17 protein-coding genes are annotated in these 20531 nt (G+C 50.2%); 6 read left to right on the top strand and 11 right to left on the bottom strand.

All coding sequences use genetic code 11. The annotated features are described in order from the left end of the window. Positions 1-38: 38 nt before the first annotated feature. From DW819_RS11930 to DW819_RS11915, 4 genes are read right to left on the bottom strand one after another with little or no spacing between them, the layout of a single operon-like run. Positions 39-986: an HNH endonuclease gene (locus DW819_RS11930; RefSeq protein WP_118733478.1), complete on the bottom strand. Its 948-nt coding sequence runs from the start codon at positions 984-986 to the stop codon at positions 39-41. Positions 987-1000: 14 nt separating this feature from the next. Beyond that, complete coding sequence (locus DW819_RS11925; protein ID WP_118733477.1) at positions 1001-1363, bottom strand: DUF1667 domain-containing protein; 363 nt, start codon at positions 1361-1363, stop codon at positions 1001-1003. After that, positions 1357-2592, bottom strand: coding sequence for an FAD-dependent oxidoreductase (locus DW819_RS11920; protein ID WP_118733476.1), 1236 nt, complete (start codon positions 2590-2592; stop codon positions 1357-1359). The genes DW819_RS11925 and DW819_RS11920 overlap by 7 nt, the downstream gene beginning before the upstream one ends. Then, complete coding sequence (locus DW819_RS11915; RefSeq protein WP_118733475.1) at positions 2589-4052, bottom strand: NAD(P)/FAD-dependent oxidoreductase; 1464 nt, start codon at positions 4050-4052, stop codon at positions 2589-2591. Before DW819_RS11915 ends, DW819_RS11920 begins: the two co-directional genes overlap by 4 nt. 177 nt (positions 4053-4229) lie before the next feature. Between DW819_RS11915 and DW819_RS11910 the strand changes: the two genes are divergently transcribed. Continuing rightward, positions 4230-5132 (top strand): LysR family transcriptional regulator, encoded by a 903-nt coding sequence (locus DW819_RS11910; RefSeq protein ID WP_147353175.1) that lies wholly within the window; start codon positions 4230-4232, stop codon positions 5130-5132. Positions 5133-5263: 131 nt separating this feature from the next. On the opposite strand, the gene DW819_RS11905 is transcribed toward DW819_RS11910, so the two are convergent. Continuing rightward, positions 5264-6604, bottom strand: coding sequence for an enolase C-terminal domain-like protein (locus DW819_RS11905; RefSeq protein ID WP_118531620.1), 1341 nt, complete (start codon positions 6602-6604; stop codon positions 5264-5266). 222 nt (positions 6605-6826) lie between these two features. Here DW819_RS11905 and DW819_RS11900 point away from each other — a divergent pair, with 222 nt between their 5' ends. Together DW819_RS11900 and DW819_RS11895 are read left to right on the top strand one after the other, a co-directional pair. Beyond that, positions 6827-7747, top strand: coding sequence for a LysR family transcriptional regulator (locus tag DW819_RS11900; RefSeq protein WP_118733473.1), 921 nt, complete (start codon positions 6827-6829; stop codon positions 7745-7747). Between the two features lie 189 nt (positions 7748-7936). Further along, on the top strand, positions 7937-9319 hold the full coding sequence (locus DW819_RS11895; protein WP_118733472.1) for a gluconate:H+ symporter: 1383 nt from the start codon (positions 7937-7939) through the stop codon (positions 9317-9319). A 161-nt stretch (positions 9320-9480) separates the two neighbouring features. Here the strand turns inward: DW819_RS11895 and nagA are convergent, their stop codons facing one another. Further along, positions 9481-10782 carry an N-acetylglucosamine-6-phosphate deacetylase gene (gene nagA, locus DW819_RS11890; protein WP_118733471.1) on the bottom strand — a complete coding sequence of 434 codons (1302 nt, stop codon included), beginning with the start codon at positions 10780-10782 and terminating at the stop codon, positions 9481-9483. Between the two features lie 153 nt (positions 10783-10935). On the opposite strand from nagA, the gene nagB reads away from it, so the two are divergent. Next, on the top strand, positions 10936-11661 hold the full coding sequence (gene nagB / locus DW819_RS11885; protein WP_118531616.1) for a glucosamine-6-phosphate deaminase: 726 nt from the start codon (positions 10936-10938) through the stop codon (positions 11659-11661). Positions 11662-11742: 81 nt separating this feature from the next. Here nagB and DW819_RS11880 read toward each other — a convergent pair whose 3' ends face one another. Genes DW819_RS11880 through DW819_RS11870 form a run of 3 tightly spaced genes read right to left on the bottom strand, consistent with a single transcriptional unit; the run spans position 11743 to position 14856 of the window. Next, positions 11743-12645, bottom strand: a complete 903-nt coding sequence (locus DW819_RS11880; protein ID WP_118733470.1) for an alpha/beta hydrolase fold domain-containing protein — start codon at positions 12643-12645, stop codon at positions 11743-11745. Between the two features lies 1 nt (position 12646). Further along, positions 12647-13546: an alpha/beta hydrolase gene (locus tag DW819_RS11875; protein WP_118531613.1), complete on the bottom strand. Its 900-nt coding sequence runs from the start codon at positions 13544-13546 to the stop codon at positions 12647-12649. A 14-nt stretch (positions 13547-13560) separates the two neighbouring features. Beyond that, entirely contained in the window at positions 13561-14856 is a 1296-nt protein-coding gene (locus DW819_RS11870; RefSeq protein ID WP_182432638.1) for an SLC13 family permease, read from the bottom strand. A gap of 261 nt (positions 14857-15117) precedes the next feature. Between DW819_RS11870 and DW819_RS11865 the strand changes: the two genes are divergently transcribed. Both DW819_RS11865 and DW819_RS11860 read left to right on the top strand, forming a co-directional pair. Next, a complete protein-coding gene (locus tag DW819_RS11865; protein ID WP_182432637.1) occupies positions 15118-16107 on the top strand; it encodes a LysR family transcriptional regulator in 990 nt (329 codons plus the stop codon). Continuing rightward, positions 16104-17000: a LysR family transcriptional regulator gene (locus tag DW819_RS11860; RefSeq protein WP_118733467.1), complete on the top strand. Its 897-nt coding sequence runs from the start codon at positions 16104-16106 to the stop codon at positions 16998-17000. The genes DW819_RS11865 and DW819_RS11860 overlap by 4 nt, the downstream gene beginning before the upstream one ends. 80 nt (positions 17001-17080) lie before the next feature. Here DW819_RS11860 and pflA read toward each other — a convergent pair whose 3' ends face one another. Further along, positions 17081-17827, bottom strand: a complete 747-nt coding sequence (pflA, locus tag DW819_RS11855) for a pyruvate formate-lyase-activating protein (RefSeq protein WP_118733466.1) — start codon at positions 17825-17827, stop codon at positions 17081-17083. 118 nt (positions 17828-17945) lie between these two features. Beyond that, positions 17946-20198: a formate C-acetyltransferase gene (gene pflB / locus DW819_RS11850; protein ID WP_118733465.1), complete on the bottom strand. Its 2253-nt coding sequence runs from the start codon at positions 20196-20198 to the stop codon at positions 17946-17948. Between the last annotated feature and the right edge of the window lie 333 nt (positions 20199-20531).

Genomic DNA, 20531 nt, shown 5'->3' with positions numbered 1-20531 from the left:
TTATTTTTCAGGACATCCAAGCGAGGATCCTCGGCCATTCAATGACCGAGAGGAATCGCCCGCTCCATTGTATATTGGTATCCTGAATTATTTTGCAGCAATCTGCAGAATTGCGACTTCACTGTGACCAGTGATCCATGGATCGTCTTGATATCGAATGACCCTGTTGTCCTGACCATGACCCGTCCAACAAAACGTCCTTCGTATTTGAACGGCTTTTTATCACGGTGCGGCACCTCCGCCACGACGATATCACCGGTCTGGAATCCGTCTGCCGTTTTGCTTCGGTTCATCCATTTATGGACAATGATGCCGCACGCATTGAGTTTCCCCCGGAGTCTTGTTCCTCTGCCGGTTGCTTTTGCGTACAGACAGTATCCGTTTGTACGGTCTTTGAATCCCTGTTCCGGTACCTCGCCGACACACAATGCATCGTAGTGATGGTCTTTCGGGAGTTCCAGTTTTGTACGGTTGTACTTCGTTTTCCCTCCGCTGGAACATTCCACTGTCTCAAACTGTTCGAACAGGCGCCTCTCAATATACTTCCTGGACGCGGAAACCCATGCGGCATACCGGAGCGGTTTTGTCCCGGGTTTCCCATCCATGACGTTTTGTATGCATGTCATGCGTGTCTGATCGAGTTCCTGTTTCTTTTTCGTCTCGCGAGTGATGCGCGCCTTGATGACCTTGAGCCATTCTTCCAGTGTCCGGTCATCCTTGTCCTGGTTGCATTTGCTGCATGCGAGCGTTGCGTTCTTCAGCCTGTCGGAACCGCCGCGGCTCTTTGGCCGGATATGTTCCCACTCCAGTACGCTGTCGCCGGCCTTTCCGTTGCAATATTGGCAGGTATGTCCATGTTTCTCCAGCAGATACTCCTTGAGTTCATATCCAAACAGTTCCCCTTGCTGATACCGGACACCTTCGATATCCGGCTCCTCCAGAAGCTGGGTGTCAAACCGGACAGCCTCTTCAACCTGTCTATTCACACATTACTTCTCTTTTATTTCTCTGCTTCCACCGTTCTGGTCACAATGACATTGCTTCCCAGTCCCAGCACATTTTCAATCACGACCTCGCCCTCATGAATCGGCGCGGTGCGTTTCACTTTCCGGATCTCATTCATAACGTCAAAGATCTTAGCCTTCGGGATCGGCGCGCTTAAGCGGACGCTGGCCAGCGGCATCTCACCGCCCTCCACCAGAATGGAGGTTGCGATGTTCCGCATCGGATTTACCAGTTCCTGCTCTACATATTCATGGCCGCGTTTGCACTTGTTTCCAGTGATGGAATACGGCGCTTCGCTGCCCTCCGCGGTAATCTCACAGCCCTGAGGGCACATAATACAGGTAAAGGTTCTTAACATACCACTCTCACCTCCAGGTTATCCTTCTCATTCAGTTCTTCCGGCTTTAAGGCGATCTGGATCATCTCTGCCGGGAGAGCCTTCGGAAACTTCTTCTGTTTTACCAGATGGTCACCCTGCCACAGCTCTACGGTGCAGTTTCTCACCGGTTTTCTCATACGGAAAGACACCGTTACATTTCCGGTACCGCTGAAGCGGGCCGGGGTAAGCTGTCCTACCATACTGTCTCCCGTAATGGCAAGGCCGCAATCCGGAAGTGCTCCCTCTTTGATGTAGCAGGCTGCTCCGTCTGCCAGCTCCTCTGCCTCCATGGAAACAAAGTCTACCAGATCATGTACGTGAAGCACGTTTCCTGCCGCGAATACGCCTGGAACAGTGGTCTGGAAGTTTTCATCTACGGACGCACCCTTGGTTCCATCATCCTGCTTTGCGCCGGCCATCCAGGTCAGCTCATTTTCCGGGATCAGGCCCACGGAAAGGATCAGGGTGTCACACGGATATTCCTTCTCAGTTCCCGGGATCGGCTGCAGCCTGTCATCCACCTCGGAGATGACTACACTCTCGAGACGGTCCACGCCGCGGATCTCCGTTACGGAATGGCTTAAATGCAGTGGAATCTGATAATCATTTAAGCACTGTTCAATATTTCGCGGCAGTCCGCTGGCATATGGCTGAATCTCAAACACGCCCAGTACCTTCGCCCCCTCCAGGGTCATACGTCTTGCCATGATCATGCCGATATCACCGGATCCAAGGATCACGACATTCTTTCCCGGCATGCGGTTCTTTAAATTGATATAAGCCTGAGCCACACCGGCAGTGTACACACCGGCCGGCCGGGTTCCCGGAGTGCTGATAGCTCCGCGGGTGCGCTCCCGGCAGCCCATAGCCAGGATCACAGCCTTTGCCTGGATCTCTAACAGTCCCTCCGGGGATGCCGCAAACACCTGCTTATCCGGTGTCAGCTCCAGCACGGTGGTATCGGTCATATACGGAATGCCCAGCTCTTTCACCTGCTTTGCGAAGCGGGATGCATACTCCGGTCCGCTTAAGGTCTCGCCAAAACGGGTCAGGCCAAAACCATCATGGATGCACTGGCGCAGGATTCCGCCCAGTCCCTTTTCTCTCTCCAGGATCAGAATATCATGAATGCCCTTTTTCCAGAGCTCCAGCGCAGCCGCCAGTCCGGCCGGGCCGCCGCCAATAATTACAACATCTACATTTTTCATTTTACGTCCCTGACCTTTCCTGTGAAAATATAAGAATCCCGTTTGGAGTACCGAACCTCTTCCGGTGCAAGGTGCTTCTCCTGCTCGATCATCTCGGTGATACGGGTCTCGCAGTAGCCGCCCTGGCAGCGCCCCATGGTGGCGCGGGTACGGTTCTTGATGCCGGTCACGGTACAGACGCCCAGCGGATTGCGGATCGCATCCAGAATCTCGGCCTTAGTCACGGTCTCGCAGCGGCATACCACCTCACCGTACAGCGGATTTTCTTTGATGGCCGCCATCTGCTCCTCATGGCTCATCTCATGGAAGCGTTTCTTTACCGGACGCACCGGATCAAAGCCTTCATTTTTCTGCGGCTGTTCCTCTTTCACTAATAATGCCACAGCACGGCGTGCCAGCGGCAGGGCGCAGGTCACACCCGGAGACTCAATGCCGACCAAGTTTACAGTATGCGGATGCGCTCCATCGGACTCTAACAGGAAATCCAGGATTTCTCCGGTTTCCGGATTATAGCGTTTCCAGCGGATGCCTGCAAAATTCCGGATAAAGTACTCACGCTTCATCTGCTTGAACATCTTGCTGCCATCGCGGAACAGACCGTCCATATGCTCCTTGGTTACAACGTAATCCTCGCGGTCTTCTGTTACATAGGAATCCGGTCCTACCAGCACATTGCCGTCCACAGTCGGGGTTGCATGGGTGGAGAAGCCGCCCTTATCATTCGGAGCCGGATAAACCGGGATGGAAAGGAATTTTCCAGCCTTTTTATCCAGTACATAGTACTCACCCTTAAAGCCCTTTACCGGGTAGTTCGGGTAGCCAAGCATCTCGGAAATCTCCGATGCATACATACCGGCACAGTTGATGACCCATTTTGTCTCAAAGGTATCCTGCTCCGTCTTTACTACCCAGACATCCTTCGCCTCGTCCCGGGTAATGCCGGTCACCTTCTGTCCAAAGTGGAATCTGACGCCATTCTGGCAGGCATTCTCTGCAAGACCGATGGTGTACTGCATCGGATCCAGAATGCCGGAGGACGGCACATACATGGCAAACTCACCGCCTGCATTCGGGTCAATGCGGTTGATCTCATCTTTGTCGATCATGCGCATGCCCTGGACACCGTTCTGCTCGCCAATGGCCTTGTATTTTAAAATGTTTTCCCGGTCATGGTCGGTAAAACCAACTACCAGCTTTCCGGTACGCTTAAACGGCACGCCAAGCTCCTTTGCCACCTGGTCAAACTCCTGGTTTCCCTCTACGGCGCACTCTGCCTTTAAGCTTCCCGGCTTATAAGTAAATCCGGCGTGGAGCATGCCGGTATTGCGGCTGCTGTTTCCGCACGCCACATCCAGCTCCTTCTCCAGCACCGCAGTCTTCAACTGGTAACGGGATAATTCCCGCGCCACGGCCGATCCGACAACGCCGGCGCCGATCACGATCACATCATAGGACATCATTTTGATCCATCCTCCTCATTTCTCCTGTGAAACTTGTCTTATTGATAATCACATTGTATAATAGCTCTATACGTCAGTCAAATTTATATAAATAATATTTATGTTAGTTTTTCTAACATTCATTTCAAAGCACGATTCCGGTATTACATAGCATTCTTATGACAGGAGGGTTTTCGGTTGGATACCAGACAAATGGAATATATCATACAGATCAGTGAAGAACGCAGCATTACCAAAGCTGCAGAGAAACTTTTTATCACCCAGTCCGCCTTAAACCAGCAGCTGCAGAAGTTGGAAAAGGAGCTGGGGCTCCCGCTCTTTGTGCGGACCCGCTCCGACTGGCACCTGACTCCGGCGGGCGAAATTTATGTAAATACGGCAAGACAGATCCTGAACCTGAAAAAGGATGCCTACAGCCAGATCCAGGATTTAAAAGAAAGCGGGAACCGGCGTATCAGCCTGGGACTTATTCCGGAGCGCGGCGTCAATATGTTCACTGCCATCTACCCGGAATTCCACCGGAAGTTCCCGGATATCCGGATCGAGCCGGTGGAGTGCAACGTCCGGACCATGCAGAATCTCATCACACGCAATGAGCTGGATCTTGGTCTTATCACACTGGTGGAATCCCAGAAGGACGACAACACCTATCTTTCCATGGCAGAGGAAGAAATTTTTCTTGCTGTCCCCGCCTCCCATCCGCTGGCCTGGCTGGGAAGTACACAGACCGAGGATGCACCCACGATCAGTCTGTCCCGTTTTCTGGAGGATCCGTTTATCCTGATCACCCGCCGGTCCACCATGTTCCAGCTGGAGGAGGCTCTTTTTCGCGAAGCGGGGTTCCAGCCACAGGTGCTCTTTTCCACCAGCAGCAATGTCAGTAAATACCGCATGGTCCTGGCTGAGGTGGGCTGTGCCCTGCTGCCGCGGATTTTTGCAAAGACAGCTCCGGGGGTTGTCTATTTCCGGCTGGAAGGACAGCCGCGCTGGGAAGTGACCATGTGCTGTCGGAAAGGAGCCTATCTGAGTCATGCAGAGCAGTATTTTCTGGAGCTATGCCGGGAGTACTGGAGAAAATGACACGTTCCCGCCGCTTAGCTGACATATCATTTCTGATCCTTTTATTATATACCACTACAAAAAAGAAATGCCAGGTTCCGAAACTTGCCGGAACCTGGCATTTCTTTTATAAAACTTTATGAAATATTCAATTACCGAACCATGCACGGTTTCTTGTTATCGAAGGTCCAGCCCGGGATCAGGTACTGCATACCAACAGCGTCGTTACGAGCGCCCTTGCCGTAGCACTTATCCATGTAAAGCTGATGAGCCTTCATGATCTGGTCGCGATCAACTTCTACACCAAGACCCGGTTTCTTCGGCAGCTCGATGCATCCGCCTACGATCTGCATCGGCTCTTTGGTCAGGCGCTCACGGCCCTCCTGCCAGATCCAGTGAGTATCGATACCGTTCATCTTGCCCGGGATTGCAGCTGCACACTGTACAACCATAGCCAGGGAGATATCGAAGTGGTTATTGGAATGGCAGCCCCACATCAGACCGAAGTCGTTGCACAGCTGGCCTACACGTACGGAACCTTCCATGGTCCAGAAGTGCGGATCTGCTAACGGGATATCTACGCTCTGCAGAGCGATTGCATGGCACATCTGACGCCAGTCCGTGTTGATCATGTTGGTAGCGGTCGGCATCATGGTTGCTTTTCTGAACTCAGCCATAACCTCACGGCCGGAGAAGCCATCCTCTGCGCCACACGGATCCTCACAGTATGCCAGAACCTTCTTTAAGTCCGGAGCAACTTCCAGAGCCTCTTTTAAGCTCCAGCAGCCGTTCGGGTCAAGGTCTACACGTGCGTTCGGGAATGCCTCCTTGATTGCGGTAACAGCCTTTACCTCTTCCTGAGGAGCTAAAACGCCGCCCTTTAACTTGAAGTCTTCAAAACCGTATTTCTCGTTGGTAGCCTTTGCCAGTGCCACGATTGCTTCTGGAGTCATAGCCTCCTCGTGACGCAGACGGTACCAGTCGCACTCTGCATCCGGCTCTTCCTCGTACTCAAGATCGGTTTTCTTGCGGTCTCCAACATAGAAAAGATAGGACAGGAAACGAACCTTATCTCTCTGGATTCCGTCACCCATCAGAGCTGCAGCCGGAACGTTTAAGAACTTACCAAGCAGGTCAAGAAGCGGAGCCTCTACTGCAGTAACTACATGTACGCCTACACGCAGGTCGAAGGTCTGAAGACCACGCTTGTCATCTTTGATGTTTGCAGACAGCCATGCGCGGATCTTGTTTAAGGTCTGCTTGTAATCACCGATGCTGGAACCGATTACGAGATCTTTAATCTGCTCTAATGCAGCAGTGATCTTCTCACCGCCCGGAACCTCACCGATACCCTCGTTACCGGTGCTGTCGGTCAGGATCACGATGTTACGGGTGAAGTACGGAGCGTGCGCACCACTTAAGTTCAGCTCCATGCAGTCATGTCCTGCAACCGGGAAAACTTCCATCTTAGTAATTGTAGGAATTGCGTTCATTTGAATACCCTCCTTGAATAATATATAAATGATATTTTGAAGTTCTTTGTATCTCTTACTGATGCTATCATAGCACCTTCATGCAAATAAGTAAAATTAATAGTTTTTATGTTTCTCTTAATAATTTTTCTTGTTTATTTTCTGTTTAGAAACTGCTATAATCAAATGTGCTTTATTTATAGAAGAAACACATACAGACGCATTTGTTCATGGGAGGTTTACATGGATACCAAGCAAATCGAATACATATTAAAAATTGCAGAGGAGAACAACATCACCAAGGCTGCGGAAAAACTGTTCATCACCCAGTCTGCCTTAAACCAGCAGCTTTTAAAGCTGGAAAAAGAACTTGGCACACCTCTGTTTCACCGCTCCCGCACCAACTGGCGCCTGACAGAAGCCGGAGAAATTTATATTGAAGGTGCAAAAGCCGCTCTTCAGATTAAAAATACTACATACAACAGAATCTACGATGTTGTCAGCGCCCGCAAAGGCCATCTGACTATCGGCCTGACACCGGGACGGGGACTTCGCATGTTCACCGCTATTTACCCGGAACTGCACCGCAGCTTTCCGAACCTGGATGTGCGCCCCATCGAGATGCGGGTCCGGGCCCAGCAGGATGCCATTGCAAAAGGGGAGATTGATGTAGGTCTTATGACCCTCGCACGACGGGACCAGACCAGCGATACCTACTATCCGTTAAAGCAGGAGGAGCTGGTACTAATCATCCCAGCCGGGCATCCGCTGGCAGAAAAAGCTGCGCCTTCCGGCGAACCACTGGCAACCCTGGACCTGACCGAGCTGCGCTATGAGCCCTTTGTGCTGATGGACAAGACCTCCACGCTTCGTTCCTCCTGCGATCTGCTGTTTGAGAAAGCCGGTTTCGCCCCAAATATTCTGTTTGAAACCAACAATACCAGCGGTATCGCCGCCATGGTACAGTCTACTCTGTGCTGCGGCATCATTCCACGCTATTATACGCTGGGACTCACCGAGGGAGTCGCCTGCTTTTCCCTGCCGGAACGTCCTTCCTGGGAAATTGTTATTTCCTGTCAGAAAAATGCTTACTTAAACTCCGGTGCACGGGAATTCATTCGGCTCGCACGGGAATACTGGGAAAACTCAGCGCCATTATTTTAAGAACAAATATTAAATATTTTAAGAGTTGGCTAAGTACAGTTAATTTTACTTATGTATCAATTTTCGCTATAATGCCTCTTGTCATAATTTTATCACTTCGTTCGCAGCCTTGCAACAGCGGCCTTGCAAATGCATCCCCCCATATTTGATGCATACGAAGTGAGCACACTACAGAAAGAGGTATGAAATATGTCACATGAAACCCAGATGCTGCTTGGCCTGTTCTTAGGCATCGCGATCATGATCTTCCTGGTTATGAAGACCAAGACCCACACCTTCATCGCGTTGCTGCTTGCTGCACTGATCACAGGTCTGATCGGCAAAATGTCCCCGTCTGATGCCATTACCGCAATTCAGGATGGCTTCGGAAACACCTTAAAAAGTACTGGTATCATCATTGGCCTCGGCGTTATGATGGGCGGTATCCTCGAAAAGACCGGCGCGGCAGAGCGTATGGCTTATTCCTTCATCAAGAAAATCGGAAACGGCAAAGAGGAGCTTGCCCTTGGTATCACCGGATGGCTGGTATCCATCCCGGTTTTCGCAGATTCCGCAATCGTAATTTTCGCACCGTTATGTAAGGCAATGTCCCGCGTAACCGGTAAATCCGTTATCGCTCTGGCTCTGGCTCTGGCCTGCGGCCTGCAGTGTACCCACGTAATGGTTCCGCCGACTCCGGGTCCGTTAACCGCAGCCGGAATGATGGGCGTAGATGTTGGCCAGATGATCATCGCAGGTGCCCTGATGTCTGTTCCGATCCTTATCGCAGCTCTGCTGTATGCACACTGGGTCGGCAAGAAGATCTACCAGATCCCGCGTGAGGATGGTACCTACGACCGCAAGGAGTTCAAGAAAGAGTACTTAAAATCCATGGATCAGTTAGATGAGATCATGGGCAGCAAAAAGCTTCCGGGCCTGGGCGAGTCCCTTGCTCCGATCCTGATCCCGCTGGTACTCATTCTGAGCAAAACCGTTTGCGATTTCGCAGGTGTTGACAAAGAAAGCTTCATTTACAGCATCATTACCCTGGTAGGTTCCCCGATCGTAGCCCTGGCTCTTGGTACCACCATTGCTGTTTACGGCATCGGTAAAGATATCCCGAAGGATAAGCTGATGAACATCATGGGCGACAGCATCAAGGATACCGGTATGATCATGCTGATCACCGGTGCGGGCGGCGCTCTCGGAAACATCATCAAAGTCAGCGGTATCGGCGATGTACTCGGTGCTACCGTAGTTTCCTGGCCGATCCCGGCTATCCTGATCCCGGTCCTGATCGGTGCCCTGATGCGTCTGGCTCTTGGTTCCGCAACCGTAGCAATCACCACCGCAGCATCCCTGACTGCTCCGCTCATCACAACCCTGGGCTTAAATCCGGTTCTGCTGGCACAGGCTTCCTGTATCGGCGCAATCGCATTCAGCTACTTCAACGACAGTGGCTTCTGGGTGTTCAATGGTATGTTCGGCTTAACCGAGATCAAAGACCAGCTCCGCTGTAAGACAGCCGTATCCTTCGTCATGACAGGTGTCGGTATCTTAGAGCTGCTGATCTTAAATATGATCTGGAAATAAAATATTGCTTTATCATGAAACGAAAAAGAACCTTGCCCGATGGAAATATATCCATCAGGCAAGGTTCTTTTTCGCATCTTGTCATTTTTAATACGCGGCACGCACTTCAAAATTTTTCCGTGCTCCATCCACCTTGAAATACCTCACACTGTGGCGGTATTTTAAAGAAATGGCAGTTGACCGTCCTTGATCACCATTTTCAGTTCCAGGTTTTCATCCAGCAGTACGATATCTGCTTTTTTTCCCTCCGTAATGGAACCATAGGTATCATACACACCCAGGCACCGGGCCGGGTTGGCTGTTGCGCAGGCCACTGCCGTTTCCAGCGGGATCTCCATGACCTTCACTACCGTGCGCATGCAGTCCATCAGATTGGTCACGGAACCGGCCAGTGCACCGCCATCCACCAGGGTTGCCCGGTTTCCGTTCACGCTGACATCCAGACCGCCCAGCGTGTAAGTACCGTCCGGCATTCCGGTGGCCCGCATACTGTCACTGATGAGGATCATCCGGTCCGCTCCCATCATGGTAAAGGTGGCCCGCACCACTGCCGGATGAATGTGTACGTTGTCACAGATAATCTCAGCCATCACATGTTTGCTGTCTGCCACTGCACCAATAACACCCGGAGCCCGATGGGTAAAGGCAGGCATGGCATTATACAGATGTACCGCATGGTTCGCCCCGGCAGTGAATGCTGCCATGGCCGTATCATAATCTGCATTGGTATGCGCCAGGGAAATATCCACGGAATCTTTCATTTCCTGAATAAAAGCAACTGCCTCACTGCTCTCCTCCGGCGCAATGCCGATGAATTTCACCAGACCCTCTGATGCTTTCAGGAAACGTTTTGCGATCTCCACATTACAGGGAACAATGTTTTTCTCATCCTGCGCACCCTTCTTGACCGGACTGATGAACGGGCCTTCCATATTCAGGCCGATAAGATCTGCCTCCGGAAATTCCAATTTTCCTTCCGGCATCCCGTCTGCTTCCTGTTCTGCCTTCTGCATACTTTGGCCTGCTGCCGCATTCGCCGCCCTGTGCTCGTCCTGCGCCCGCTTATAAGCCGCCGCATTCTGCAATATTTGCTCCAGCTCCTCCACCGGCAGCGTCATGGTAGCCGGAGCAATGGCTGTAACTCCGACAGATGCCTCATACTGTGCAATCTTTTTCAGCGCCTCCGGTGTTCCATCGCAAACATCTGCCCCCACGCAACCGTGGAAATGCAGGTCAATAAGACCCGGAATGGCGTAAGCACCTTCCCCGTCCACCACGACCTCTTCCGCTTCTTCAGCTTCCGAAAATCCGTTTACTGAAGACTCCGTTTCCAGAGCTTCTGCGGCAGTCTGTCTCTTCTCCCCATCGGCACGCACCTCTGTGATCCGGTCTCCCAGAACCACGATTTCGCCAGGTACAAATTTCTGTTCTTCTGTGTAAACCTTTACATTTTTAATGATCATGCGTATGCACCCCCTATGGGCGTAGTATAGTTGACTCTGCGCAGAATTACAATAGTTTTTGCTGAACTGTTTTTTCTATTGTATTTCTGCAGAAAACCGATATACTTAAAGGTGGAAGGGGTATTTTATAATAATAAGGGGGTATTACTTACTATGAATATCTGCAAAGCAAAAAACTATCAGGACATGAGCCGCAAAGCGGCTAACATCATCTCCGCACAGGTTATCATGAAACCGCACTGTGTATTAGGCCTGGCCACCGGCTCTTCCCCGATTGGCACCTACAAACAGCTTATCGAGTGGTACAACAAGGGCGATCTGGATTTTGCCCGGGTTATGAGCATCAACCTGGATGAATACAAGGGATTAAGCCCGGAAAACCCGCAAAGCTACCGCTATTTTATGAATACCAACCTGTTCGACCATGTCAACATTGATAAAACCCGCACCTTCGTGCCTAACGGTCTGGAACCGGACCCGGAAAAAGCCTGCGCGGCATATGAGGAAATCATCCGCCAGTCCGGCGGCATAGACTTACAGCTTCTCGGACTTGGCCGCAACGGCCACATCGGCTTCAACGAACCGGCAGACTCCTTCGCCCGCGAAACCCACTGCGTCAACCTGACCGAAAGCACCATTGATGCCAACAAGCGCTTCTTTGAGTCTGAAAACGATGTTCCGAGACAGGCCTACACCATGGGCATCGGAAGCATCATGAAGGCCCGGAAGATTCTGGTGGTAGTCAGCGGCGAAGACAAAGCCGATGCATTAAAAGCCACCATCTGCGGACCTATCACTCCGCAGGTTCCGGCATCCATTCTGCAGCTGCATAATGATGTCACGATCGTGGCCGATGAAGCTGCGATGAGTAAATTATAGCAATATCCCTAACGTAACAGGACCGCGGAAATTACCAAAGGCAACTTCCACGGTCCATTGTTTTACGCTCAAATTATTCACTCATTTTTCCAGGATTTCCCGCACCATCAGGTCAGCTGCTTCCTTCCAGCCATCCATGAAATGCGGAATAAATCCGTGGGATGCTTCCGGGAAGCGTTTTAAGATGACTTCCGCACCTGCGTCTGCCAGGCAGATCGCGTAATCTTCGTCTTCATAACGGAAATTGCAGAGACCTGCGGACAGAATCAGGGTTTTTGGCTGCTTTGCCAGAATCTCTCTCGGCGCATAAAGCGGAGAATTATGAATATCCTCAAAATTTTCTTTCTTATCATCGAAGTAGAGATCTGCAAATGCCTTGCACCGCTCCATTCCAATCTGGCGGTCGTAAGCATCGATCTTGTACTGATCCGGGATACGGTATTCCAGCGGAGGATAACACAAAATCTGAAGTTTTGGCACAAAGCCGCCGCGCTCTGCACAGCAGATTCCCATTGCTGCTGTCAGGGCGCCGCCGGCGCTGTAACCGCCAACGCTGATATCTTTCGCCGACGCGCCCCACGTGTTTGCATGCTCTGCCACATAATCCAGCGCATCCATGCACTGATGGAGTGCCACCGGATATGGTGCTGCATCAGAAATGGTATAGTCCAGATCTACCGTAATTCCATGAATCTGATCTGCCATGTACGCACTGAAATAAGTATCGTTTTCCCGGTGCGGACCAATAAATCCGCCTCCATGGATATTGATAAACAGCGGGCAGTTTTCTCCCCGGTTCTTTGCCCGAAGAATATCCATGCGATAGGAAAAGCCATCCACGGTGCGGCTGATGCTTTCCATCTCTTCACAAAGATTGGGATATGCCATAATTTCTTCCGGGTACAGCGGTTTGCCGGTCTGTGCCGGTCTCCGGTTTGTATTTCTTATGATTTCGAGAATTTCCTGTTTTCTCTCCTCTGTCATCTTACTTTACCTCCCTGTACTCTGCTTTTTTCAGATACCGTATGATGAGGTCCTGGGCTTCTAACCATGCTCCTGTCATGCGGATGGTAAATCCATGGGCACTTCCCGGGAAAAGCCGAAATGCCACTTCGTTTCCGGCCTGTGCCAGCCGCTGTCCATAACGCTCGGTAACCGTCCGAAACGGGCAATGCTCTGCGTTGATGATCAAGGTGCGCGGCTGATTTTTCAACATTTCACCGGACGCAAAAACCGGAGAACAGTATGGGCTCTTTAATACACGTACATTTCCATCGCAGTAAAGCATGGAGAACGCGCGGCTGCGTTCATTTCCGCCCGGCTCAAACGACATTGCATTATCCAGTGCCGCATAATCCAGGATCTGAAGCGCAAATTTCATGTTTCCAGTTTTTGCTGCACGCAAGCAGATGGCTGCAGTCAGCGCACCTCCAGCGCTGTGACCGCCGATGGAAATCCGGTTCGAGTCTGCGCCAAGCTCTTTTGCATGTGCAAAAGCCCATTCTGCCACATCCCAGACCTGCTCAAACGCCGTTGGAAATACATATTCCGGTGTTACCGCATAATCGACATCCACTACAATTCCACCGATTTCGGCTGCCACCCTGGCGCAGAACAGGTCGTCATCTCCATCCTGCGGATGGACAAATCCGCCCCCGTGCAGATTAATAAACAGCGGGGCATCTTTCTCAAGATTGTTTGCTTTTGTGATCACACACCGCACCGGCACACCGGTTGACGGGCTCTCAAGCATCGTCTCTTTCTGTTCCACCTGGTTTTTGTAAGCCAGATAGCTTTCCGGGATCACGCGTTCTTTTGCTGCGTTTTTATGCATATTGGTGCGATCCAGGATTTCAAGCTGTTCCTGAAGCAACTCTTTCGTCATATCACTTTACCTCCTTAACTGTAAACCGGGAAAAAAATACTTGCGGAAATGATCAGGGAAACAGATCCCAAGATCAAAAACGGCAGCGTAAACCGAAGCAGCTTCATCGGGTTATGATTTCCAATGGAGAATGCCATCATCGCTGCGGCGCATCCGGTTGGGAATGCAATCGCCAGGCAGGATGCACCGAATACAACCAAAACAACTGCCTTTGGATTCATGCCCCCGGCCAGTGCCGTCGAAACTGCGATCGGTGTCATGATCGCAATGGTTCCATTGTTGCTTAAGAACGTAGTCATAATCACGGTAACAACACAGAACACCGTAATAACCAGGATGCTGGACGGATTGCTTCCCAAAAGCTTCAGCACAAAATCACCGATCAGCTGACCTGCACCGGAAGAGTTCAGCGCTGAAGAAACAACCAGAACACCCGCTACGCAGAATACCATGTCACCGGCAAGTGTGCAGGAAGCTTCCTGACTGGAAACAACACCGGTCAGCACCAGGATAATGCAGCCTGCGATCGGAAGCAGATAAACCAGATTTCCAAGCTGGGTAGAAAATACAAATGCCAGCATGATGACTCCAAATACGCCCCAGACAATCTGCTCCTGACGTTTTGTCAGCTGGGATGCCTTTGTATCTTTGTTGGTGTGCTGCATCGCATTCACGTCCATCTTTGTCTTTGGAATCAGCTTCCATGCAAACAAGCAGTAGATCGTCAACACGATGGACGGGATCAGTCCCACTTTCATATAGTCAAATACACCAAGCAGGAATTCCGGATGCTCTGCTACCAGCCCCTCATAGTAAGAGTTATGGATCATCGGCAGGGTTGCACCCATACCGATCGGAAAACGTCCGAACCAGGCTGCATTGACCGCTGCGATCAGGAAATAAATTCTGGACTGTGCCAGATCACTGTCATCATCCAGTGTAACGACTAACATCAGCATGACAGACATCAGGGCAGTCATACCGATCAGCTGGGTCAATAAAATGGTGAAACCAAGAATCGCCAAAAGCAGGAAAATTCCGCTTTTCTCCTGAATGGAAGACATCCGCTTGCGGATTACGCTTACCAGACTTGTCTTTCCGATACAACCAGCTACCAGCATCATAGTTGCAACCAGAATTGTGGTTTTATTGGAAAAACCGGAAAACGCCGTGTTTAAATCTATGACTCCGGTCACTGCCAGTGCGAGCATGCAGATCATGCCAGTCAGACCGAATGATATTTTTCTCACCATAAACGATACTGCCATGAATACCAGCACCGCCAGGGTAATGATCAGTTGTGTGTTCATTTTTTGTTGCCTCCTCCCTTGTACCATAAGAAAACTGCATCGTAATGATTTTGAATCCAGGCCTGATTCCAACAGGTTACTGTTTACACATGCGTACCCAGCACCTCTTATAGTTCCATCATACGCTTGAATCTTCGGATTTTCTAATATATACTAAACATAATACTATAAGAAAAAAGCATAGCATCTCTGTCCATACGCGGAATTACTGTCTCCACCGTATTTCTGACAGCAACTCAGATGCTTTTCAGGAGGAGACTCGTGAACACACTCCACTACGATTACTTCATTGCCATCGCTGAAAATAAAACACTTTCCCAGGCTGCCCGGACGCTTCATGTCTCACAGTCCGTGCTGAGCCGCTACTTGAAAAATCTGGAGGAAGAAACCGGGATCCGCCTTTTTCTCACCTCTTCCGGCTGCTATACCCTGACCCAGGCCGGACAGATTTATCTGAAAAGCGCACGCAAGATCCAGCTGCTGCAATCCCAGCTTCATCAAAAGCTGGCTCTTCTGGAACAGGATTCTCCAAACGAAGTACGTTTCGGGATTCCGCCCATCCGTGGAGGCGCTGCGCTTGCCTATATTTATCCGTATCTTCTGGAGCAGTATCCATACATTCAGGTTTCGGTGACAAACGAGGGATCTGCCTCTCTGCATGAAAAGCTTCTCGCCCATCAGCTGGATTTTATTCTTCTGATGATCGATGACTGCGAACTTCAAAGAAAATCCGACTACCTGTTTTTCTCTCTTGAACAGAAACAGATCCTGCTTGGCATTCCCAGTTTTCACCCGCTCTATGACAAAGGAGGTACTGCCACCGCGCCTGCTGCCTTATCCGTTTCAGAGCTTTCTGCCATGGAAGATGCCCCGTTTATTCTCCCAGATATCGGAACCGTAATCGGGGAACGCGTCAGCCGTTTTCTGGAACAGAATCATCTGAAGTTCAATATTCAGCTCAAAACTTCGAATCGCCTGACAAACGAACATCTGCTTGCAGAAGGAAGCTATGCCGGTTTCCTGGATGAAGCAAGCGCTTTTGGTCTTCCACAGCTCCATTATTTTTCACTTCCAAGTATGCCCACTCTTTTCGAAGGATTTGCCTTTCGCAAAGGGCATGTTCTGACCCCAATGGAAAAATTTTTTATTTATCTGGAATACCGACGCCTGCACCAGGCAAATTCTGAATTTTTGTGTCCGGACGAAAACACCAGACAAATTCTGAGAGAATATGGAGAAGACTGCTTATGAATTCCAGAATTTACGAATACCTTCTGGCCATTGAAGAAGAACAGAACATCAGCCGCGCGGCAGCGCGCTGCCTGCTTTCCCAGCCAGCACTTTCCCAACAGCTGAAAATCTTTGAAGAAAAACTTGGTTTTCCGGTTTTTGCGCGTTCCAAATCTGCTATTCTTCCGACTGAACGCGGAAAAATCGTGCTGGAGACCGCAAAGCAGATTGCAAAAACAGAGCAGGAGCTTCAGGATGCTTTAACCTCCCTGAAGCAGACTGCTCTTCAAAATGTCCGTATCTATATTGAATACACCATGCGAAACATGTTCCTGAAAGACATCTGGCCAAAAGTCCTGAAACTTTATCCGCAGGCGCGGCTTACACTCACAGCCGGAGACTGTGAAAATGCCTGGCAATTTCTGGAAAATGATGTCGTTGACCTGCTTATCGTAAATACCCGGACCATGTTTTCCAAGCCCTGCATTCAGCAGATCTTTCACCAGGATTCCTATCTTCTCGCCGCATCCCGCTCCCGGTATCAGCAAATGGATCTAATCGAAAGAATGAAATCCAAAGGCTCCTGGAAGTATGACCGCGTTTTTATGAAAGAAAATTTTTCCCTTTTCCCATCCCTACAGCAACAAGCCATGGAACAAACCGGGCTGGCTGACTGCCCAAACATCGTCAAAACCAGCACGTATCAGGAAGCCGCACGCCTCTGCTGCGAAAAAGAGGGACTTAGCATTCTTCCGGAAAGTCTGTTTCATATAATAGAAGCAGACCTGCTCCATATTCCTCTGCCGGAACCATTTTTTGTAAAAGGGCTGCTTGTCTGGAGAGAAGAGCAGGCGCTGAACCCACTCTACCCCTGCATACGGAAACTGTTGGAAGAACGATACCAGGAACTGTAGCAGATTACTCCTGCTGGCCAAACAGCAGATTATCCGCTTAACTGCTCTTCCGGTCAACAACCGGATGACCTGTCAGCCAGTTATCTGACAATTCCCAGAAGCTTCTCGGCCCGCTCCACTTCTTCCTTCGTCGGAGCCGGTACACCTTCCAGCGTGTACGGAATTCCCAGATTCTGCCACTTGAACAGTCCCAGACTGTGATACGGCAGGATTTCTACCTTTTTCACGGTCTTTAATTCATCAAGCATACCTCGCATAGCCTTAAGATCATCTTCCTGGTCGGTGAGCCCAGGTACCAGCACATGGCGGATCCACATATCTTTTCCGGTGTCGGAAAGATACCTTGCCAGATCCAGAATGTTGTCATTCGCAACACCTGTCAGTTCTTTATGGCGCACGCCATCCATCTCTTTAAAATCCAGCATGACCAGATCCGTCAGTTCCATTAATTTCCGGAACTTACCGAAAAACGGTTCTTCCCTGGTGAAAGGATTGCCTGCGGTATCCAGTGTAGTGTGAATGCCTTTTGCCTTTGCCAGCGCAAAGAACTCCAGCAGGAAATCGATCTGCAGGAGTGGCTCGCCTCCGCTGACGGTAATACCGCCATTGTTCTTCCAGTAGGTGCGGTAGCGGTAAACCCGGTTAAACAGATCCTTCGCGCTCCACTCCTCGCCGCCGGACATGCTCCAGGTCTCCGGATTGTGGCAGTAACGGCATCGCATGCGGCAGCCCTGTAAAAATACAACGGTGCGAACGCCCGGTCCGTCTACCAGGCCAAAGGTCTCCAGGGAATGCACATGACCCACAAGTGCTTTGTTCTCTTCCATGAACTCTCCTCCTGTATTGTTTCTATGATTATAGTATCTCCCGAAAAGTAAAAACACTCCGGTATAGGGAAATTTTCGTTCCCCCCGGAGTGTTTTTTATCAGACTTCCGTCCGTAAATTACATGCTAGCGTGGCAGGTTCTGGAGATTACATCCATCTGCTGCTCTCTGGTTAAGTCGATGAACTTAACTGCATAACCGGATACACGGATGGTGAAGTTTGCGTACTCCTCTTTCTCCGGATGCTCCATAGCATCGATCAGCTTCTCGGTACCAAATACGTTTACGTTTAAGTGGTGAGCGCCCTGATCGAAATATCCGTCCATAACCTGTACCAGGTTGTCGATACGCTCCTGAGCGTCGTGGCCCAGTGCATCCGGGTTGATGGTCTGGGTATTGGAAATACCATCCAGAGCCCACTCGTACGGAAGCTTTGCAACAGAGTTCAGGGAAGCTAACAGTCCGCTCTTCTCTGCGCCGTAAGACGGGTTTGCACCAGGAGATAACGGCTCGCCTGCTCTTCTTCCGTCTGGCATGTTGCCAGTTGCCTTACCATATACTACGTTGGAGGTAATGGTCAGGATAGAGGTGGTAGCCTCGGAATTTCTGTAGGTGTGGCGTTTCTTTAACTTCTCAAGGAAGGTCTTTAACAGCCATACTGCGATATCATCCGCACGGTCATCATCATTACCGTAACGCGGGAAGTCACCCTCAGTCTCGAAGTCCATGATCATGCCTTCCTCATCACGGATTGCTTTTACCTTAGCGTACTTGATCGCGCTTAAAGAGTCTACTACGTGAGAGAAACCAGCGATACCGGTTGCGAAGGTACGGCGGACATCGGTATCGATCAGCGCCATCTCAGCTGCCTCGTAGAAATATTTATCATGCATATACTGGATCAGGTTTAAGGTATTTACATACAGACCTGCCAGCCAGTCCATCATAACATCGTATTTCCGGATGACCTCATCGTAATCAAGATACTCAGAGGTGATCGGTCTTAACTCCGGACCAACCTGCTCTCTGCTCTTCATGTCGCGGCCGCCGTTCATAGCATACAGCAGGCACTTAGCCAGGTTTGCGCGTGCGCCGAAGAACTGCATCTCTTTACCGGTCTGGGTAGCAGATACGCAGCAGCAGATGGAGTAGTCGTCGCCCCATACCGGCTTCATCACGTCATCGTTCTCGTACTGAACAGAGCTGGTGTTGATGGAGATGTGAGCTGCATATTTCTTAAAGTTTACCGGCAGAGAGGAGGAGTAAAGAACGGTCATGTTCGGCTCCGGGCTCGGTCCCATGTTCTCTAAGGTGTGCAGGAAACGATAGTCGGTCTTGGTTACCATGGAACGGCCATCTACGCCGATACCGCCAACCTCCAGGGTAGCCCATACCGGGTCACCTGAGAACAGCTGGTTGTAGGACGGGATTCTTGCGAACTTCACCATACGGAATTTCATTACCAGATGGTCGATCAGCTCCTGTGCCTCTGCCTCGGTGAGCACACCATTTTCAAGGTCACGCTCAATGTAAATATCAAGGAAAGTGGAGATACGGCCGACACTCATTGCAGCACCGTTCTGGGTCTTAACTGCGGACAGATATCCGAAGTACAGCCACTGAACAGCCTCTTTTGCGGTCTTAGCCGGCTGGGAGATATCGTAGCCGTAAGACTGAGCCATAACCTTCATATCCTTCAGAGCCTTGATCTGCATGGACAGCTCTTCTCTCTGACGGATGATGTCATCGGTCATAACGCCATCGCCACAGTTAGCAAAGTCATTCTGCTTCTCCTGGATCAGGAAATCGATACCGTACAGAGCAACACGGCGGTAGTCGCCTACAATACGTCCGCGGCCATAGGTATCCGGAAGTCCGGTAATGATCTTGTTGTGACGAGCCTTCTTCATCTCAGGAGTGTAAGCATCAAATACGCCCTGGTTGTGAGTGCGGCAATACTCGGTAAAGATCTTATGCAGCTCCGGATCCGGCTCATAACCGTAGTTCTGGCAAGCCTGCTCAGCCATCTTGATACCGCCATACGGCATGAAAGCTCTCTTTAACGGCTTGTCGGTCTGAAGACCAACAATCTGCTCTAAGTCCTTATCAGCTTCGCTGATGTAGCCCGGGCCATGGGAAGTGATACCGGAAACAATGTGGGTATCCATATCCAGAACGCCGCCCTTTGCGCGCTCCTCTTTCTGAAGACCCTGCAGGATTCCCCACAGCTTGTCGGTAGCCTCTGTCGGGCCGGCCAGGAAGGACTCATCTCCCTCGTAAGGCTTGTAGTTATGCTGGATAAAATCACGGGTGTTTACTTCTTCTTTCCACAGGCGGCCGTCAAATCCATCCCACTGATCAAAGTTAGTCATTTGGTGTTTTCCTCCTTAAATTGTACTGTGTTTTTGCATACTGTATACATAGCTGACAGAAAAAAATATAACTTCTCAAATATTTTGCTATCTGATTAGTCATATTGTCTGTCCGTCATCTGCAGCTGTCTTTTTCATGGGGGATCAGCAGCTTCTCTGTATACCTCAATACCGCTATGATTCGTTAAAATCATAACGATTTATTCTATAGCAGGCCATTCATCTGACCTGCATATAGAATATCATATTTCCTTAAAATTGCAAGCGGTAAATCTGCGTTTTTTTCTCAATATGATCCAGGTATCCATTTTTGTACAATCTGCATTCTCCTGT

It is taken from the genome of Clostridium sp. AM33-3, assembly GCF_003480315.1.
GTDB lineage: Bacteria > Bacillota > Clostridia > Lachnospirales > Lachnospiraceae > Brotaphodocola.
The sequence above is the reverse complement of the archived record's forward strand: the minus strand, read 5'-3'. Positions and strand labels throughout refer to the sequence as shown.

Coding starts and splice junctions, on each gene's coding strand:
- DW819_RS11895 (WP_118733472.1), top strand. CDS start 7,937: ATGTCACATGAAACCCAGATGCTGCTTGGCCTGTTCTTAGGCATCGCG.
- pflB (WP_118733465.1), bottom strand. CDS start 20,198: ATGACTAACTTTGATCAGTGGGATGGATTTGACGGCCGCCTGTGGAAA.
- DW819_RS11925 (WP_118733477.1), bottom strand. CDS start 1,363: ATGTTAAGAACCTTTACCTGTATTATGTGCCCTCAGGGCTGTGAGATT.
- DW819_RS11900 (WP_118733473.1), top strand. CDS start 6,827: ATGGATACCAAGCAAATCGAATACATATTAAAAATTGCAGAGGAGAAC.
- nagB (WP_118531616.1), top strand. CDS start 10,936: ATGAATATCTGCAAAGCAAAAAACTATCAGGACATGAGCCGCAAAGCG.
- DW819_RS11905 (WP_118531620.1), bottom strand. CDS start 6,604: ATGAACGCAATTCCTACAATTACTAAGATGGAAGTTTTCCCGGTTGCA.
- DW819_RS11920 (WP_118733476.1), bottom strand. CDS start 2,592: ATGAAAAATGTAGATGTTGTAATTATTGGCGGCGGCCCGGCCGGACTG.
- DW819_RS11870 (WP_182432638.1), bottom strand. CDS start 14,856: ATGAACACACAACTGATCATTACCCTGGCGGTGCTGGTATTCATGGCA.
- DW819_RS11880 (WP_118733470.1), bottom strand. CDS start 12,645: ATGACAGAGGAGAGAAAACAGGAAATTCTCGAAATCATAAGAAATACA.
- DW819_RS11860 (WP_118733467.1), top strand. CDS start 16,104: ATGAATTCCAGAATTTACGAATACCTTCTGGCCATTGAAGAAGAACAG.
- nagA (WP_118733471.1), bottom strand. CDS start 10,782: ATGATCATTAAAAATGTAAAGGTTTACACAGAAGAACAGAAATTTGTA.
- pflA (WP_118733466.1), bottom strand. CDS start 17,827: ATGGAAGAGAACAAAGCACTTGTGGGTCATGTGCATTCCCTGGAGACC.
- DW819_RS11915 (WP_118733475.1), bottom strand. CDS start 4,052: ATGATGTCCTATGATGTGATCGTGATCGGCGCCGGCGTTGTCGGATCG.
- DW819_RS11875 (WP_118531613.1), bottom strand. CDS start 13,546: ATGACGAAAGAGTTGCTTCAGGAACAGCTTGAAATCCTGGATCGCACC.